Genomic DNA, 16,748 nt, shown 5'->3' with positions numbered 1-16,748 from the left:
CGGTGGACCCTCCCCGCACCTCACTGGATCGCTTGCAGCGGTTGAAGGCTGCCGGACGCGCCGAGCACGACGATCGGCGTGTCCTCCTTGTATTCCGGCGCGGCCGCGACCTGCGCCTTGGTCAATTCCAGTGTGATGCTGTCCTTCTTGTTGGCAATCTTGCCGAAGCGCAACGCGTTCCATTCCACCACGATCTTGCGGCTGCCGACGCCGAGAAACCCGCCGAAATCGATCGCGGCAGCGCGCACATGGCCGGTGCGATCGACGATGACGTCGACGATGCGGCCCATGTCCTCGCCGGCCGCACTGCGCACGTCGCGGCCGAGCACGCCATGGGCCTCGCTCGCGCCGATGATGGTCACCGACGGCGGCGGGGCGGCATCCTTCGGCGTCACGGGCACGGTCGAGGCCGGCGGCTGGGTCGCCGGCGCATTGGCCTCGCGCGGGCCTGTCGGCGGCTCGTCCGCGGCGTGCGAGGTGGCGACCGCCAGGCTCGCAACGATGGCTGTACCAAGGATCAACGCTCCATTCGCACGCATGACGCCCTCCTTGCGCGCCGCTAGCGCGCCAGCACGATCGAGACCTGGATCTGGCCGCGCGTGCGCATCACCTCCAGCGCCACGTCGTCGCCGTGGCGGCTGACGCGCAGATCGACGCTGGAATCGCCCAGGCGCAGATCGCGCAGGATCACCTCGTTGAGGAACGCCGGCAGATGCGGGTTGCGCAGGCGAATCTCGCCGCGCGCGACGTCGAATTCGAGTCCGAGCGCCGCCTCCAGGAGCGTGAACGGCGTCGCGCTGGCCCAGGCCTGCGGCGCGCAGGCGACCGGGTAGAGCGTCGGGCCTCGCCGCTTCTCGCGCCGGAAGCCGCAGAACAATTCGGGCAACCGGCGCAGGTCCATGTAGGTCGCCGCGTCGAACAGCCCCTTGAAGACATGCGCCACCGAGTGCTTGAGGCCGTAGCGCGCGAGCCCGAGCGCGATCAGCGCGTTGTCGTGCGGCCAGATCGACCCGTCATGGTAGGACATCGGATTGTAGCGCGCTTCGCCCTGCGCGACGGTGCGGATGCCCCAGCCCGAGAAGAAATGCGGCCGCATCAGATCGGCGGCGACGAGGCGGGCGCGGTCCTCGCGGATCATGCCGCTGAACAGCACCTGACCGGCGTTCGAGGTCCGCACCTTGCACGGCCGCTTCCTGCCGTCGAGGGCGAGCGCATAGGTGCCGAGCTCTTCGCACCAGAACGCCTGCTCGAAGCGTTCGGCCAGCGCCCTGGCATCGGCGTCGAGCTTGCGCGCACGGTCCAGCTTGCCGAGCCGCAAGGCGCAACGCGCGGCGAGCTGCTTGGCGGCATAGACGTAGCCCTGGACCTCGGCGAGCGCGATATTGCCTTCCGCGAGCTTTCCGTCGGCGTGGAAGATCGCGTCGTAGGAATCCTTCCAGCCCTGGTTGGCCAACCCCTTCTCGGTCGCGCGCTGGTATTCGACGAAGCCGTCCTGGTCGGGATCGCCGGGGCCGTCGATCCAGGCCAGCCCCGCCTCGATCGCCGGCCACAGCTCGATCAGCGTGGCCTCGTCGCCGGTGCGCTCGAAATAGCTTCCCGCGAGCAGCACGAACAGCGCAGTCGAATCGACGCTGCCGTAATAATGCGCGAACGGCACCTCCCCGAGCGCCGCCATCTCGCCGCCGCGCATCTCGTGCAGGATCTTTCCGGGGGCCGCGTCCGCGAGCGGGTCGACCGCTTTTGCCTGGAAATGCGCGAGCCGGCGCAGAACGCCCTTGGCGATGCGCGGATCGACCCACAGCATCTGCAGCGCGGTGATCAGGCCGTCGCGGCCGAAAGTCGTCGAGTACCAGGGAATGCCGGCATAGGGATAACGCCCCTGCGGCGTCTCCGTCATTAGCATGTTGAGGTCGGCCATGGCCTGGCACAGCACCTCGTTGAAGATGTTGTTGGAGGTCTCGATGCTGGCGGCGCCCATGGTGGAATGGCGCATCTCGCGGCGGTGAGCGAGCAGTCCCCGGAAGAACCGCGCCGGCTTCTCCGCGATCGGCCGGTTGCAGGACACGGCCACGAAAAGCGAAGTCGATTCGTGCGGGTCCAGCTCGAGCTGCCAGGTCGCCGCGTTGACCGAGAGCCGCGTCGGACGCGGGTCGAGATGCAGCGCCGTGGTGCGCTCGGTGTCGTCGAGACCGCGATACTCGAACAGCACGTCGGTCGGCCCGAGCAATCTGCTCGTGCCGGTCCCGCGGTGGGGGCGGCGCTCGCCGCGAACCTCGAACAGGTCGGCAAAATCATTGTCGAACAGCAGCGTCAGCTCGAAGCTGGTGCGCTGCTCGCCATGGTTCTGCACGCCGATGCGCTGATAAGCGGTGCCGCGCCAGAGGAAGATCGTGCGCACGATGTGCAGCAGATCCTTCTGCAGGACGAGGCTGTCCTGCCGGTAGATGTCCGGATTGGTCAGATCGACGGTCAGCGCCGAATTGTCGTCGCGCAGGTTGGAGCCGAGCAGCAGCGGCTGGAGATCGTCGAGCACGAGCTCGAGCCGCGCGAGGTAGCGCGTATCGTGATGGAACAGGCCATCCGGCCCGCCTGCCGATGCGCCGATGTCGCCATGGCTGTCGAGCACGATGAACATGTCGTCGTGCTTGAGCGACCGCCGCGGCCGCGCCGAGGGCCCGGTCATCGGAATGTAGAAAGGTTGCTCCGCGACCTGTTCGGAGGTCCGTGTCACGGAGGCGAGTTGGGTTACGGCTTCGGCCGACATGAGCAGCTCCCCTGCGCTTGTTTTGAAACGCGACCGACTCGAGAACGCGACTGTTGGCTTACGCGGCGGCTTGCGCCAGCCTACTCATTTCCTGCGTGACCAGTTCACGATAGGGTCCGTGCCCCTGCATGAGGCGCTCGGGCGATCCGTCTTCGATGATCTTACCATTTCTCAGCACCACCACGCGGTCGAAATTGCGCAACGTCGCCAGCCGATGCGCGATCGCGATCACGGTGCGGCCACGCATCAGGCGCGACAGCGCCTCGCGGATCGCCTCCTCCGATTCGCTGTCGAGTGCGGCGGTGGCCTCGTCCAGCAGCAGGATCGGCGCGTCCTTCAGGAAGGCGCGCGCGATCGCGATGCGCTGGCGCTGGCCGCCGGACATTTTGACGCCGCGGTCGCCGACCATGGTGTCGAGACCTTCGGGCAGGCCGTCGATGAAGTCGCAGCGCGCCGCGATCGCCGCGCGCAGCACCTCGTCGTCGGTCGCGTTCGGGCGGCCGTAGCGGATGTTCTCGCGAATGGAGCGATGAAACAAGGAAATGTCCTGCGGCACGACTGAGATCGCCTCACGCAGGCTCAGCTGCGTCACCTTGGAGATGTCCTGCCCGTCGATGGTGACGTTACCCTCGTCGACGTCGTAGAAGCGCTGCAGCAGCGTGAACAGCGTCGACTTGCCGCCGCCGGACTGGCCGACCAGGCCGACGCGCTGGCCGGGCTGCAAGCGAAGGCTGAACCGCTCGAAGATCTTCTCCCCGCCGGGATAGCCGAAGGTGACGTTGTTGAACGCGATCGCCGCGCCGCTCTTGACCAGCGGCTCGGCCTCGGGATGGTCGCGCAGTTCGTGCGGCACCAGCAGCGTGGCGATCGCCTCGGTCAGGCGCGCGACGTGCTGGGTGACGTCGACCAGCGCCACCGCGAGATCGCGCGTCGCGCTCAGGATGGAGATGCCTAGCGTACAGACCAGCACGACGTCGCCGGTGGTCGCCGCCCCCTTCTGCCAGAGCGTGATGGCCCAGGCCATCAGCGCGATCGTCAAAAGCACGGTCACGGCGGCATGCAGCAACCGCAGCTTTTCCAGATAGCGCAGGCTGCGGCTTCGCGCAGTCAGCTCCCGGTTGACAGTCGCGTCGAACCGCTCATGCTCGTGGCCGATGCCGCAGAAGGCCCGCACCAGCGGCATGTTGCTGATGACGTCGATCATCTCTCCGTCGACCGCCGCCGCCTTGTCGGCGAAATCGTCGTGCAGCGGCTTGCCGGCGGCGGCAAGGTGAAACATGGTGACAACCATGCCGCCGGCGATCACGATGAGGCCGAGCGCCATATAGGGACTGACGGTTCCGATCAGCGCGATCGCCGCAATTGTGGCGATGCAGGGCGGCAACACGTTCCAGACGAACATGTTCTCGACCGTGAAAACCGCGTTCGAGGTCGCCGTGATCCGGCTGGTCAGCATCCCCGGCATCCGGTCTGAGAAATAGCTGGGTGCGTGTCCGGTCAGATGACGAAATATGTCACGCCGTAAGTCGCCCGTGACCCGGACGAAGGTGAAGCTCGCCGTCCAGCTTGCGATCCGCCACAGGAAGTTGTCGGCGGCGATCAGCGACATGAGCAGAATGAATGCCAGCCATACGCCACCGCCCTGCGATGGCCCCGCCGACAAGGCGTCGACGAGAGATTTGACCCCGTACTGGGTGCCTACGGAGCAGGCAACCGCTCCGACCACCGCGGTGAGGATCACCAGATGCGACGCCATTCGCATCCGAAGATAGCGCAAGACAAAGGCAAATGGCCTGCGCGCGTATCCAGAAAGATGATCCATATGACTGTCGCCCCGTTATTCTGTTGTTCGTTTCGTTACTGGTCGAGTGAACATCGACCGCTTCCGCTCGGTTCCCCGGCGACGCCATCACGACATGCGGATGCGGACGATCTGCGAAGATGTGGTGGCAGCATCGCGACGCTCCCCGGACGTGTCGAATAAGTAACGTTTGGGAGAAGGAACTTCGCAGGTGCGGGAACGTTCCCCTGTCTGGCATAGCCGGTGCCGTACTGGCGGGGGTTTCGACAATCATGATCGCAGAGGAGATGGTGAGATGCGCATCGCGCAGGTAGCTCCGTTGACGGAGGCTGTTCCACCCAAGCTGTATGGCGGCACCGAGCGGGTGGTGCATTGGTTGACGGAAGAGCTGGTAGCCCTTGGACACGACGTGACGCTTTTCGCCAGCGGCGACTCGCAGACCTCGGCCAAGCTCGATGCCTTGTGGCCGAAGGCGCTCCGCCTCGACGGTTCCGTACGGGATCCCAATGCGCTGCACATGGTGCTGCTGGAGCGGGTGCGGCAGAAATGTGACGACGAGGAATTCGACTTCCTCCACTTCCATCTCGACTATTATCCCTGGTCGCTGTTCCACCGGCAGCCGACGCCGTTCCTGACCACGCTGCACGGCCGGCTCGACCTGCCGGAGCATCAACCGGTCTTCAACACCTTCTCCAAGATGCCGGTCATCTCGATCTCCAACGCGCAGCGGCGGCCGGTGCCGCAGGCCAATTGGGTGACGACGATCCATCACGGTCTTCCGGAGAACCTGCTGACGCCGAAATCCACGCGACAGGAATACCTCGCCGTGCTCGGCCGCATCGCGCCCGAGAAGGGCGTCGACCGCGCCATCAAGATCGCGACGCATTGCGGCATTCCGCTGAAGATCGCGGCCAAGGTCGATCGTGCCGACCAAGATTACTACGACGAGTTGATCCGGCCGATGATCGAGAACAACCCGCTGGTGGAGTTCATCGGCGAGATCGGCGATCACGAGAAGTCCGATTTCCTCAGCGGCGCGCTCGGCCTGCTGCTGCCGATCGACTGGCCGGAGCCGTTCGGCCTCGTGATGATCGAGGCCATGGCATGCGGAACGCCGGTCGTCGCCTTCAACCGCGGCTCGGTGCCCGAGATCATCGACGAGGGGCTGACCGGCTTCATCGTCGAGGACGTGATCAGCGCGGCGGGCGTGGTGAACCGCCTTCCGCAACTCGACCGCGCCGCGATCCGCAGGCAATTCGAGACGCGCTTCACGGCGCGGCGCATGGCGCTGGACTATCTCGCCGCCTACCGCAGCCTCGCCGAAGAGAAGGCGCCGCGCATCAAGCTGGTGAGCAGCGCGGAGTAGCGAGCCACACCCACAAATGTCGTCCCGGACAAGCGCGCCGCAAGCGCGCCGATCCGGGACCCATACTCCGCAGCAGTAGTTGTGCGAAGACTCGGAGCTGGCAGCACGCGCCTCAACTTCTCCCTGGGGTTATGGGTCCTCGCCTTCGCGGGGACGATAGCGGAGTGCGACGCAGCTCTTGGGTACGCCAAGGCCAACCCAACCTACACCACCACCGCCCGCTTCGGCTCGACGATCTCGAACATCCTCGGGAATTCGTCCATCAGGCCCATCAGCTCGGCGAGCTTCATCGGGTTGCCTGATAGCTTGACCTTGCCGGCCGCAACCGCCTCCGGAAAGCTCGTCAGTTTGGCGATCACCTCGTCGAGCGTTGCGCGCGCCAGCGTGAAGCTGGCATCGGCGCCTTCCGCCTGCACCCCCTCGCTGTAGGTGAGCGCACAGTTCTCCAGATTGAGCACGAATGTCTCGCCGGTGTCGGAAAAGCGCCAATTCAGGACGATGTGCTTGCCTTCCGCCTTCGGACCGTTGAGGCGAATACCGAGGACATCCCAGAGCTGCGAAGTGCGCAGCGCGGCCAGCGTCTCGCGCGGCATCGGCGGGCGTGCCGGCACCTTCGGCATGCCCTGGCGCAATTCCTGGGCGCCGAACAGATAGGCATTGCGCCAGGTCGCGCTTTCGGCGGCGTAGCCGAGCTGCTCCAGCGTATCGGCCAAGAGACCGCGGGCCGCCGCATTGTCAGGCTCGGCGAAGACGAGATGGCCGAGCACTTGCGCGACGAAGCGGAATTCACCCTTGTCGAAATCGGTGCGCGCCCGCGCCAGGATCGCGTCCGCCCCACCCATGTACTCGACATACTTCTTGCCGGACTCGACCGGCGGCAGCGGATCGAGATTGACCGGATTGGCGTCGTACCAGCCGAGATATTTCTGGTAGATCGCCTTCACATTGTGGCGGATGTGGCCGTAATAGCCGCGGCCGTGCCAGGCGCCCTCCAGGCTCTTCGGCAGCTTGATCGTCTCGGCGATCTCGGCGGCGGTGAGGCCGTGATTCATCAGGCGGATGGTCTGGTCATGCGCGAACTTGTAGAGGTCGCGCTGCTGCCGGATCATCATGCCGATGCGCTCGCGTCCCCACACCGGCCAGTGATGCTGGCCGCACATCGCCTCCGCCTTGCCGTCCCAGAGCTGCAAGGCCTCGCCCAGATATTTCGACCAGGCCAGCGCGTCGCGCACGTCGGCACCGCGGAACGGCAGCAGGTTGTGGAAATTGTGCGTGCAGTTCTCGGCGAGGTTCAGCAGCTTGTAGCGCGCGACGAAGAAGTGCATCTCCGCCGGCGCTTCGCTGTTCGGCGCCATCTGGAATTCGAACGCAACGCCGTCGATCACGCGCGTGTCGCCGGTCGCCATGATCAGGTCGGTCGGGCGCAACAGCGCAACCGATCCCGCCGCCATCGACTTGCCGAGACCGCAATCGACCTGTCCCCGCGCCCCCTTGGCGAGCAACGGCCCGAACTGGTACTGCGCCCGGCGCAGCATCGCCGGTCCCGCAATGATATTCTCGGAGACGGCGTGCTCCATGAACAGGTTCGGCGCGATGAGGGGTACGCGGCCGCTGGCGAGCGCCTCCTCTTCCACCACGCCGCGGGCACCGCCCCAATGGTCGGTATGGGTGTGCGTGAAGATGACGGCCGAGACCGGCTTCACGCCGCGATGCCTGAAATAGAGATCGAGCGCGGCGCGGGCGCCCTCGATCGAGGTCAGGGTGTCCACGACGATGACGCCGCTGTCGCCCTCGATCAGCGTCATGTTGGCGATGTCGAGCCCGCGCACCTGGTAGACGCCGGGCACGACCTCGAACAGGCCGTGCTGCATGTTGAGGCGCGACTGCCGCCACAGGCTGGGATTGACCGTGGGCGGCGCTTCTTCGGCGGACAGGAATCCGTAAGGCCGAAGGCTCCAGACCGTCCGCCCCTGCGGGCTCGTGATCTCCGCGTTCTCGATGCTGCCGAGGAAGCCGCGCGCGGCATCGTCGAAATCCCGCGTGTCGGAAAACGGCAGCGCGTTCAGCATCGCCGCTTGCTGCGCGATGACGGAGGACGTTGCGTCCTTCGGCTCGTTGCTGCGTTCAATCATGCTTGCTCCTCCCGGCCCGTTGCGCGGCATCTAACCGCATCTCGCGGTCGATTGCCATCACTGGCCGCGGCAGCAGGCGGTGCCTCTTTCCTTCTCCCCTTGCGGGAGAAGGTGGCGCGAAGCGCCGGATGAGGGGTTTCTTTCCGTCTCGCAAGACTGTTCGTGAGGAGAGAGAGACCCCTCACCCGGCTCCGCTTCGCGAAGCCACCCTCTCCCGCAAGGGGAGAGGGATTCAGCACTCGCAGCTACATCCCCAGCAGCCTCGGCAGCCACAGCGACAGGCCGGGCCAATACGTCACCACCACGAGGAAGCCCAGCATGGTGAGCAGCCATGGCCACACCGCGACCGTGAGCTCGGTGATCCCCATCTTGGCGATGCCCGAGGCGACGTAGAGATTGAGGCCGACAGGCGGATGGCACAGGCCCACCTCCATGTTGACCGTCATCAGGATGCCGAAATGAATGGGATCGATGCCGAGCTTGACCGCGACCGGAAACAGGATCGGCGCCATGATCAGGATGATGGAGGACGGCTCCATCACGTTGCCTGCGATCAGCAGCAGCAGGTTGACGAGCAGCAGGAACCCGATCCACCCCAGACCCTGGTCGATCATCCATTGCGCCAGCGCCTGCGGCACGTTCTCGTAGGTCATCAGGAACGAGAACAGCACGGCGTTGGTGATGATGTAGAGCAGCATCGCCGAGAGGTTCGCCGATGACAGCAGCACCCGCGGCACGTCGCGCAGCTTCAGATCCTTGTAGATGAACACTGCGACGATGAAGGCATAGACCGCGCTGACTGCGGCGGCTTCGGTCGGCGTGAACAGGCCGCTGTAGATGCCGCCGATCACGATCACGATCAGCAGGATGCCCCAGATCGACTTCCGGAAGGCGTCGAGACGCTCCATCAACGTCGCCTTCGGCATCCGCGGATAATCGTTGCGCCAGGCGCGATAGAACGTCGTGGCGCCGAGCAACGAAGCGAGCGCAAGCCCGGGGACGATGCCGGCAATGAACAGTTTTCCGACTGAGCTGTTCGTTGAGACGGCGTAGAGCACCATCGGGATCGAGGGCGGAATCAGGATGCCGAGCGAACCCGAGGTCGTGATCACGCCGGCGCCGAACCGCTTCGGGAAGCCTTGCGCGACCATCGCCGGCAGGATCACCGAGCCGATCGCCACCACGGTCGCCGGCGACGAGCCGGAGATCGCAGCAAACAGCGCGCAGGCCACCACGCCCGACAGAGCGAGACCGCCGTACCAATGGCCGACCAGGGAGGTTGCGAAGGCGATCATCCGCCGCGCCACCCCGCCATGGGTCAGGAAGTTACCGGCCAGGATGAAGAACGGGATCGCCATGATCTCGAAGTTCTCGATGCCGGTGAACAGCTTCAGCGCCACCGATTCGGTTCGCACGTCGGTCAGCGTGAACATGAAGCTGAGCACGGTGAGACCCAGCGCGATCGAGATCGGCATGCCCGTCAGCATCAAGGACAGCAGCAGCGCGAACACGATGAAGACGCGCAGGCCCTGCGGCAGTGCGATGATGTGGGCCGCATGAGCGATGCACACGGCAACAATCAGCACCGGCAGCAGCATCAGGATCCAGCCCAGCGGGCTGCGCTCGTCCCGAACCACCTGCGTGGGCGTGACCGGGGCCGGATGCACGGGATCCACCTCGACGCCTTCAACGCCTTCGACGCCCGCCACGTCGTGGTGTGGCAGCTCGCCGGTGCGGTAGAACGACCAGGCGACCTGCAGGAAGCGGAAGCACATCAGGCCGGAGCCAACCGGGATGGTGAGATAGACCATCCACATCGGCGCTTCCAGATCGTTGGACTGCTGGCCGCTATGCCACATGTGGCTGACGAAGGCGGCGCCGAAATAGCCGATGATGGCGGTGAAAAGTGCGCCGCACAGCAGGCCGAAGGTGATCACGCGCCGGCGCGATCCGCCCGGAAGGATGTTGACCAGCACGTCGACGCCGACATGGATGCCGGTCCGCACGCCGTAAGCGGCGCCGAACTTCGCCATCCAGATGAACATGTAGATGCAGAGCTCCTGCGCCCAGGACAGGTCGAGCGCGGCAAGCCAGGCGAACACCGCGCGCATCGGGACGGCCAGGAAGGCCAGGTTGCGGGCTTCCGCCCATTTGGCGATATCGATCGACAGCCCGGCACCGTAGCGGTGCAGCACAGCGACGAAGATGAGCGACGTCGCAGCCGCGATCATCGTCGCGATCAGCCATTCCTCGAGATGATCGAGAAAACGATTCAGCACTCGCAGCAACTTGGTCCCCCCAGCTTCGGCTCGTCCATTCAAGAGCGAAACGGCCGGGAGTGCGATCACCCCCGACCGTCGGCGTTGTTCTTATTGGGCCGTGGCCGTCAGTTCATCTTGACGTCGAGTTCCTTGGCAAGGAGATCGAGCACCTCCTGCCCGACCCGCCCCTTTGCCCATTTATACGTCGGCTGCATCGCCTCTTGCCAGGCCTTGCGGTCGGCATCGGTGAGATAGTGCAGATTGGTCTTGCCCGTCTTCTTGATCGCGGCCAGCGCGTCCTCGTTCTCCTGGCGCGCGATCGAGTTGGTGTAGTCGGTCGCCTCCGCCATCGCCTTGTCGAGCTGGGCGCGGATGTCGGGCGGCAGGCCCGACCAGAACTTGGAATTGACGATCACGGCATATTGCAGATGGGCATGATAGGACACGGTGATGTCCTTCTGCACCTCGTAGAACTTCTGCGTCAGGTAGTTCGACGCCGTGTTCTCGCAGCCGTCGACCACGCCGGTCTGCAAGGCCTGGTAAACTTCCGAGAACGCCATGATCTGAGGGATCGAGCCCATGATGCGGAGATATTGGTCGGCGATCTTCGATCCGGAGATGCGGAATTTGAGACCCTGGAAATCCGTCGGCTTCAGCAAGGCGCGGTTGGCGGAGAGCATGTGGAAGCCGTTGTCCCAATAGGCGAGGCCGGTGATGCCCTTGGCCTCGAGCTTCTGGAACAGCCATTTGCCGATCGTGCCCTTCATCGCGTTGGCATAGACCGCATCGTCCTTGAACAGCCAGGGCAGATCCAGCGCTTCGAACTCCTTGACGCCGAGCGGCGCGAATTTCGCGGTGGAGGGCGCGAGCATCTGCACCGAGCCGAGCTGCAGCGCCTCGATCTCCTCCTTGTCCTTGTAGAGCGTGGAGTTCGGGTAGACTTCGACCTTGACCTTGCCGTCGGTGTATTTCTCGGCCAACTCCTTGAATTTCAGCGAGCCCTTCCCTTTCGGGGTGTCGTTGGCGACGACGTGGCTGAACTTGATGACGATCGGGGCTTGCGCCGGCGCAGCGGCGGGGGCCAGACCGAATGCGGCCGCCGCGACCGCGAGTAGCAGTTTGCGCATGAAGACCTCCCCAACAACCTCGAAACCGGGTTCTTTTTGTTTTGCGGTCAGTACTGGCAGCAATCCGCAAGCCGAACAACCAGACCTAAGCCCAATTTACCGCACCCAAGCTATCTTGACGGACGCTGTCTGCGCAACCCGGCATGCGGGCCCGTCCGTGGGAAAGAGCGCTTATGTGCATTGCGGCAATGCATCAGCCCTTGCGCTGGGCGACCATGAAGAGACGGCGGAACGGGAACAGGGTCTGCCCCGCCGCATTCGTCGGATAGGCTTTCGCAACGCGCGCGCCATAGGCGGCTTCGAACGCGATCTTCTCGTCGCCTGCGAGCACGTCGAGATAGCGCGTCAGCCAGGTCCCCTTGGTCCATTCCTTGACCGGGTTGTCGCCTTCGAGCACTTGCAGATATTCGGTCTCCCAAATGTCGATATTGGCCGACATCGGCGCGAGAAGATCATGGTAGTAGGCCGGCGCCTCGACCGGCGGCGGCGTGACGAGATGCTCGACCTTGGATCGCCATGGACCATCGAGCGCGGTCTCGCCGATCAACACATGCGACGGCGCCAGGAAGTTGCGCGGCATCTGCACCGCAAGCATGCCGCCAGGCTTCACCCTCTCCATCACCGACGGAAACAGTGCCGCATGATTGGGCAGCCAGTGCAGTGCGGCATTGGAATAGATCAGGTCGTATAGCCTGGCCGGATGCCAATGGCCGAGATCTTCATGTGACCATTCCACATCCGGCGCCGCCTTGCAGCCGGCGGCGACCATCTCGGCCGAACCTTCGACGCCGGTCACGCTCGCCTCCGGCCAGCGCTCCTTGATGAGTTTCGTGACGTTGCCGGCGCCCGCGCCGAGATCGACAATCTCGCGCGGGCCAAAATCCGGAATCCGCATCAAGAGGTCGACGGCGGGCCGGAGCCGATGGCCGGAGAATTTCAGATATTGCTGCGGATCCCAGACCATCGCCCAACGCCTATTCTTTTTCGTGTTTCCTTCAACGCCGCTCTTGGTTACCACTGCTCGTCCCGCCCAGGCAATTCGCAAGGCCGCCGGGACGGGACAGGAAGCGATCAGCAATAAGCAAGAACAACCAAGAGAGCGTGTGACCATGGACCTCGGGCTCAAATCGAAAACCGCTGTTGTCACCGGCGCGAGCATCGGCATCGGACGCGCCATTGCCAAGGGCCTCGCGGCCGAAGGCGTGCGCGTCGTCGGCGTGGCGCGGCGCGGCGACTTGCTCGCAGAGCTCGTGAAGGAAGTCGGCGGCGGGCTGATCACGCCGTTCGAGCAGGACGTCATGGCCAAGGACGCGGCGGAGCGGATCGCTTCCTTCGCCTTGAAGGAGCTCGGCCATGTCGACATCCTCGTCAACAATGCCGGCGGCAGCCGGCCGCTGCCGGTCGATGCGCCCGACAGCAAATGGGACGAGGCGATCGCGCTGAACTTCACCAGCTACCGCCGCATCGCGCATGCGCTGCTGCCGCAGATGATCGAACGCAAATGGGGCCGCATCGTCAACATCACCGGCAAGTCGGAGCCCGAAGGCCTCAACGCCGCCTTCGCCGCCAAGGCCGCGGTGCACGCCTGGGCCAAGGGCCTGTCGCGCGAGATCGGCGAGCACGGCATCACCATCAATTGCATCCCGCCCGGCCGCATCATGAGCGAGCAGATCCGGCGCAACTACGCCCCCGACTATCGCGAGCGCTTTGCGGAAGAGGAAATTCCGGTCGGCTATTGGGGCGAGCCGGAGGATCTGGCGGCGCTCGCGGTGTTCCTGGCCTCACCGGTGGCGCGGTACATCACGGGCACGGTGATCCCGGTTGACGGCGGATTGCGGCGGTATCAGTTTTAGCACACGAGCAAATCACCGGTGGCGGCTTGCTGTACCCAGCGCATCGCGCCGCCACGCGCCCGGGCTGACGCCGGTAATCGCGGAGAAGACCCGCGTGAAGTGGCTCTGGTTGGCAAAACCGGCCGAAATCGCCACCTCGGACAGCGATGGACTGCGCTCGCCCATCAGACGCTTGGCGGTTCTCACGCGATGATGCAGAAGCCAGCGATGCGGCGGCAGGCCGGTCGCAGCGCGAAACGCACGAGAGAAATGGCTGACGGAGAGGCCGAGCTCCGCAGCGATCGCCTGCAACGGCAACTTTCCGCCCAGGTCCGCCTCAAGTTTGTCGCATGCGCGCGCGAGCTGCCATGGCGCAAGCGCACCGCGGCTGGTCTCGGCTTTGTGCCGAAAGCCTCCATAGGTCTCCGCGACATGAGCCGTGAGCGCCAGCATCATATGATCGATGAAAAGCTGGTTGGCTTGGTCCGGCCGGCGCAATCCATCGCGCAAGCAAATGCCGATACTACGGACGGTGGCATCATCGTGCCCGACGGGGCTGCAGTCGAGCGCATCGATGCGTCGCGCTCCGGATTGATCGGCAAGACCATCGAGCGCCGAACGCGGCACGTAGAAATGCAGCGAGTGAAACGGCTTGTCGATCACGTAGCGGGGGTCGGCCCTGAGATCGTATAGATAGGTCGTCCCGGCATGGACATCCGCCTTGGTGAGGTGACGACCCTGCTCCCAGATCTCGCATTCCGGGTAGTCGCGCAATTTCAGACTGACAAGATAGGCATCTTCCGCAGCAAACGAGCCGGACAGACCCAGCACGGGATCGTCGTGTCGCGTTTCCGTCACTGCGATCTCGGCGTTGCGCAGCGACCGGGTCATCAGCGTGGACGGCACTTCATCGAGACGGAGGAATGCACCGATCCGTTCGCCGTACGCACCTGTTCTGGTCATCCCATGTCTCCTCCGTGACGTCGAGGAGCAGGCCAAGCAACCTGCCATTTCCAAGGTCGTATATCGGTATTCATCCACCGCTGTCCACGGCTGACCACGTCGCACTCTCTCCTGGCCCGCCATTGGCGTTGGCGAGAATTTATCAACCATTTCAGGATGATCGGCTCGTCCCTTGGCAGCGCGAGCGGCTACCGAACCGTAACGCGGACCTCACGACTTTTCACAAACGCACGCAAACTGCGCACTCTTGGCGTGCGCGAAGCAGGATCAGGCAATGCACGGCAGGATCAGGAAAGACACAGGTCTTTGCGCCACCTAGAACCCCGTAAATCAACGGCATCGGAACTTCGACGGATCGTTCGGAGCCGATGCATCCCTTGAGCAAAGATCACCAGACCGGCCGTTCGGCCCGGCCCTGCGGCTGGCGATGATCGATTTGTCGCGCACCCAAGCCATGAGCAAAGTCGTCTTGCGAGATTCGCCGAACGAGATCCTCGCCGCGTCGCAAATGCGGCGTGACTCGGCAGGAGATCGGCCAGCTGCCGACGTGGAGATGGCCCGCGTGCTCGGAACGGTGCCTTTCCGCATGGCGCTGGATCCATCTGGCGCCGGGATTGCTCACTGGAAGCATGAGCCGCTGCACGACGTCGTCGCGCCCATGAGCCACCACGTCATCATGGCTTACAACGGCGCCGTGCAACGCATGGAGCGGCGGTCCGGGCCATCCGTCGCAATCGGGACCTTTCGTCCGGGAGTTGTGATCATCATTCCCGAGGGATCGAGCTCCCGGTGGGACATTCCAAAACCCGTCGATGTCGTTCAACTTTACCTTCCGCAGACGACCTTGAAGCGCGTCGCGGACGAAGCAGAAGCCGGCGCACCGTCCGAGCTCCTGGAGCGAACCGCGCATCCTGATCCAGTGACGTCCCGGCTGCTGCTGAGCGCGGCGGACGTGCTGGAAGGGCACGACGCGCTGGATACGCTATTCAGGCAACAACTCATGGATTTGCTGGCGACGCGGCTTCTGGCCGCGCATACCGGCTCGCCAAGCATGATCGCGCCGGCCAGGGGCGGGCTGGCGCCGAAAGCATTGCTTCGGGCGATCGAGCGGTTGCGCTCCGACAGTGATGCCGATGTCTCGCTCGCAGCGCTTGCCGCCGAGGCCGGCTTGTCGCGCTTTCACTTCTGCCGCGCCTTCAAGGACAGTACCGGGCTTTCTCCGCATGCCTGGCTGCGCCAGCACCGACTCGAGCAAGCCATGAACATGCTGCGCGACACCGACGCGTCCGTCGTCTCGATCGCGGTCGCGCTCGGCTACTCCTCCCAGACCGCCTTTGCCGCAGCGTTTCGCAAGCTGACCGGGGAGTCGCCGAGCGATTGGCGTCGGCGCGCGCGTTAGCAGCAATCTCGCTGCAATCGCATCAATCGTGCTGGGGCCGCGGTGCACGCAGTTCGCTAGAAACACCCTGCCCCACACCTGAAACGGAAATGGCAAATGACCTTGATCAGTTCTGTCAGCCGGCTCGCGAGCACCTCGCGGCGAAACATTCTCGCAACGACGCTGCTGTACACGGCGTCGTTGACTGTCCGCTCCACCTCGGCAGCGGACCACGATGACAAGACCACCGCCCTTTCGATCGGCAAGGGCGACGGTGCAACCTCCGTCACCACCAGCGACGGTGTCCAGATTTTCTACAAGGACTGGGGACCAAAGTCCGCGCAGCCGATCGTCTTCCATCACGGTTGGCCGCTCAGCGCCGACGACTGGGACGCCCAGATGCTGTTCTTCCTCGGCAAGGGCTTTCGCGTGATCGCGCATGATCGTCGCGGCCATGGGCGCTCGAGCCAGGTCAGCGACGGTCACGACATGGATCATTATGCCGCCGACGTCGCCGCACTCACCGAGCATCTTGATCTTCGCAACGCCGTTCACGTCGGCCACTCCACCGGTGGCGGCGAGGCAACGCGATACGTGGCGTGCTATGGCCGGGATCGCGTCGCCAAGCTCGTGCTCATCGGCGCCGTGCCGCCCCTGATGCTGAAGACCGAATCCAATCCCGGCGGACTGCCGCTTGAGGTGTTCGATGGGTTGCGCCGGCAGCTTGCCGCCAACAGGTCGCGTTTCTATTTCGAGTTCGCGAGCGGTCCATTCTACGGCTACAATCGTCCGGGCGCCGAGCCCTCACAGGCCGCCATCTGGAACTGGTGGCGTCAAGGCATGACGGGCAGCAGCAAGGCCCACTACGACGGCATCAAGGCCTTCTCCGAAACCGACTTCAGCGAAGACCTCAAGAGCATCGGAGTGCCGACGCTCATTCTCCACGGCGGCGACGATCAGATCGTCCCCGTTGCCGACTCGGCGCAGCTGTCGGCCCGACTCCTGAAGCACAGCACATTGAAAATCTACGACCTGCTGCCACACGGCCTCTGCACGACGCATCCCGAGATCGTCAATGCCGACTTGCTGAGGTTCGTGACGGCGTAACTCCGCTCTCTTTCGCA

The 16,748-nt window shown here is 64.4% G+C and carries 12 protein-coding genes and 1 pseudogene; 4 read left to right on the top strand and 9 right to left on the bottom strand.

The features are described 5' to 3' along the window. Nucleotides 1-20: 20 nt before the first annotated feature. The 3 genes from WI560_RS08445 to WI560_RS08435 are packed head-to-tail and all read right to left on the bottom strand — an operon-like array spanning nucleotide 21 to nucleotide 4,586. Nucleotides 21-539: a PRC-barrel domain-containing protein gene (locus WI560_RS08445; protein ID WP_375307623.1), complete on the bottom strand. Its 519-nt coding sequence runs from the start codon at nucleotides 537-539 to the stop codon at nucleotides 21-23. 20 nt (nucleotides 540-559) lie between these two features. Then, a complete protein-coding gene (locus WI560_RS08440; RefSeq protein ID WP_375307622.1) occupies nucleotides 560-2,764 on the bottom strand; it encodes a glycogen debranching N-terminal domain-containing protein in 2,205 nt (734 codons plus the stop codon). Nucleotides 2,765-2,822: 58 nt separating this feature from the next. Then, on the bottom strand, nucleotides 2,823-4,586 hold the full coding sequence (locus WI560_RS08435; RefSeq protein WP_257177256.1) for an ABC transporter ATP-binding protein: 1,764 nt from the start codon (nucleotides 4,584-4,586) through the stop codon (nucleotides 2,823-2,825). A 274-nt stretch (nucleotides 4,587-4,860) separates the two neighbouring features. On the opposite strand from WI560_RS08435, the gene WI560_RS08430 reads away from it, so the two are divergent. Beyond that, entirely contained in the window at nucleotides 4,861-5,931 is a 1,071-nt protein-coding gene (locus tag WI560_RS08430) for a glycosyltransferase family 4 protein (protein WP_375307621.1), read from the top strand. Between the two features lie 203 nt (nucleotides 5,932-6,134). Here the strand turns inward: WI560_RS08430 and WI560_RS08425 are convergent, their stop codons facing one another. The 5 genes and pseudogenes from WI560_RS08425 to WI560_RS08405 all read right to left on the bottom strand — a co-directional run bounded on the left by WI560_RS08425 (nucleotide 6,135) and on the right by WI560_RS08405 (nucleotide 12,415). After that, nucleotides 6,135-8,063, bottom strand: a complete 1,929-nt coding sequence (locus WI560_RS08425) for an alkyl/aryl-sulfatase (RefSeq protein WP_375307620.1) — start codon at nucleotides 8,061-8,063, stop codon at nucleotides 6,135-6,137. 245 nt (nucleotides 8,064-8,308) lie between these two features. Next, nucleotides 8,309-9,550, bottom strand: coding sequence for a TRAP transporter large permease (locus WI560_RS08420; RefSeq protein WP_375308798.1), 1,242 nt, complete (start codon nucleotides 9,548-9,550; stop codon nucleotides 8,309-8,311). A gap of 315 nt (nucleotides 9,551-9,865) precedes the next feature. Beyond that, a pseudogene (locus WI560_RS08415) lies at nucleotides 9,866-10,174 on the bottom strand (TRAP transporter small permease); the annotation flags it as partial. Nucleotides 10,175-10,449: 275 nt separating this feature from the next. After that, a complete protein-coding gene (locus WI560_RS08410) occupies nucleotides 10,450-11,451 on the bottom strand; it encodes a DctP family TRAP transporter solute-binding subunit (protein ID WP_257177253.1) in 1,002 nt (333 codons plus the stop codon). A gap of 193 nt (nucleotides 11,452-11,644) precedes the next feature. Next, nucleotides 11,645-12,415 carry a methyltransferase domain-containing protein gene (locus tag WI560_RS08405; RefSeq protein ID WP_375307619.1) on the bottom strand — a complete coding sequence of 257 codons (771 nt, stop codon included), beginning with the start codon at nucleotides 12,413-12,415 and terminating at the stop codon, nucleotides 11,645-11,647. A gap of 145 nt (nucleotides 12,416-12,560) precedes the next feature. Here WI560_RS08405 and WI560_RS08400 point away from each other — a divergent pair, with 145 nt between their 5' ends. Next, complete coding sequence (locus WI560_RS08400; protein ID WP_375308797.1) at nucleotides 12,561-13,304, top strand: SDR family NAD(P)-dependent oxidoreductase; 744 nt, start codon at nucleotides 12,561-12,563, stop codon at nucleotides 13,302-13,304. 12 nt (nucleotides 13,305-13,316) lie between these two features. Here WI560_RS08400 and WI560_RS08395 read toward each other — a convergent pair whose 3' ends face one another. Next, on the bottom strand, nucleotides 13,317-14,246 hold the full coding sequence (locus WI560_RS08395) for a helix-turn-helix domain-containing protein (RefSeq protein WP_375307618.1): 930 nt from the start codon (nucleotides 14,244-14,246) through the stop codon (nucleotides 13,317-13,319). A gap of 454 nt (nucleotides 14,247-14,700) precedes the next feature. Here WI560_RS08395 and WI560_RS08390 point away from each other — a divergent pair, with 454 nt between their 5' ends. Beyond that, nucleotides 14,701-15,645 carry a helix-turn-helix transcriptional regulator gene (locus WI560_RS08390; protein WP_375308796.1) on the top strand — a complete coding sequence of 315 codons (945 nt, stop codon included), beginning with the start codon at nucleotides 14,701-14,703 and terminating at the stop codon, nucleotides 15,643-15,645. 96 nt (nucleotides 15,646-15,741) lie between these two features. Then, nucleotides 15,742-16,731: an alpha/beta fold hydrolase gene (locus tag WI560_RS08385; RefSeq protein ID WP_375307617.1), complete on the top strand. Its 990-nt coding sequence runs from the start codon at nucleotides 15,742-15,744 to the stop codon at nucleotides 16,729-16,731. The last annotated feature ends 17 nt before the right edge of the window (nucleotides 16,732-16,748 follow it).

Source organism: Bradyrhizobium sp. A11, from assembly GCF_042077125.1.
In the GTDB taxonomy this organism is placed as follows: Bacteria; Pseudomonadota; Alphaproteobacteria; order Rhizobiales; family Xanthobacteraceae; genus Bradyrhizobium; species Bradyrhizobium japonicum_B.
Note: the sequence above shows the minus strand (reverse complement) of the source record. Positions and strands in the feature narration are given on the sequence as shown.

Bases quoted from the DNA above. Each gene is read 5' to 3' on its own strand.
- WI560_RS08445 (WP_375307623.1), bottom strand. From the start codon at position 539: ATGCGTGCGAATGGAGCGTTGATCCTTGGTACAGCCATCGTTGCGAGC.
- WI560_RS08440 (WP_375307622.1), bottom strand. From the start codon at position 2,764: ATGTCGGCCGAAGCCGTAACCCAACTCGCCTCCGTGACACGGACCTCC.
- WI560_RS08435 (WP_257177256.1), bottom strand. From the start codon at position 4,586: ATGGATCATCTTTCTGGATACGCGCGCAGGCCATTTGCCTTTGTCTTG.
- WI560_RS08430 (WP_375307621.1), top strand. From the start codon at position 4,861: ATGCGCATCGCGCAGGTAGCTCCGTTGACGGAGGCTGTTCCACCCAAG.
- WI560_RS08425 (WP_375307620.1), bottom strand. From the start codon at position 8,063: ATGATTGAACGCAGCAACGAGCCGAAGGACGCAACGTCCTCCGTCATC.
- WI560_RS08420 (WP_375308798.1), bottom strand. From the start codon at position 9,550: ATGCTGACGGGCATGCCGATCTCGATCGCGCTGGGTCTCACCGTGCTC.
- WI560_RS08410 (WP_257177253.1), bottom strand. From the start codon at position 11,451: ATGCGCAAACTGCTACTCGCGGTCGCGGCGGCCGCATTCGGTCTGGCC.
- WI560_RS08405 (WP_375307619.1), bottom strand. From the start codon at position 12,415: ATGGTCTGGGATCCGCAGCAATATCTGAAATTCTCCGGCCATCGGCTC.
- WI560_RS08400 (WP_375308797.1), top strand. From the start codon at position 12,561: ATGGACCTCGGGCTCAAATCGAAAACCGCTGTTGTCACCGGCGCGAGC.
- WI560_RS08395 (WP_375307618.1), bottom strand. From the start codon at position 14,246: ATGACCAGAACAGGTGCGTACGGCGAACGGATCGGTGCATTCCTCCGT.
- WI560_RS08390 (WP_375308796.1), top strand. From the start codon at position 14,701: ATGAGCAAAGTCGTCTTGCGAGATTCGCCGAACGAGATCCTCGCCGCG.
- WI560_RS08385 (WP_375307617.1), top strand. From the start codon at position 15,742: ATGACCTTGATCAGTTCTGTCAGCCGGCTCGCGAGCACCTCGCGGCGA.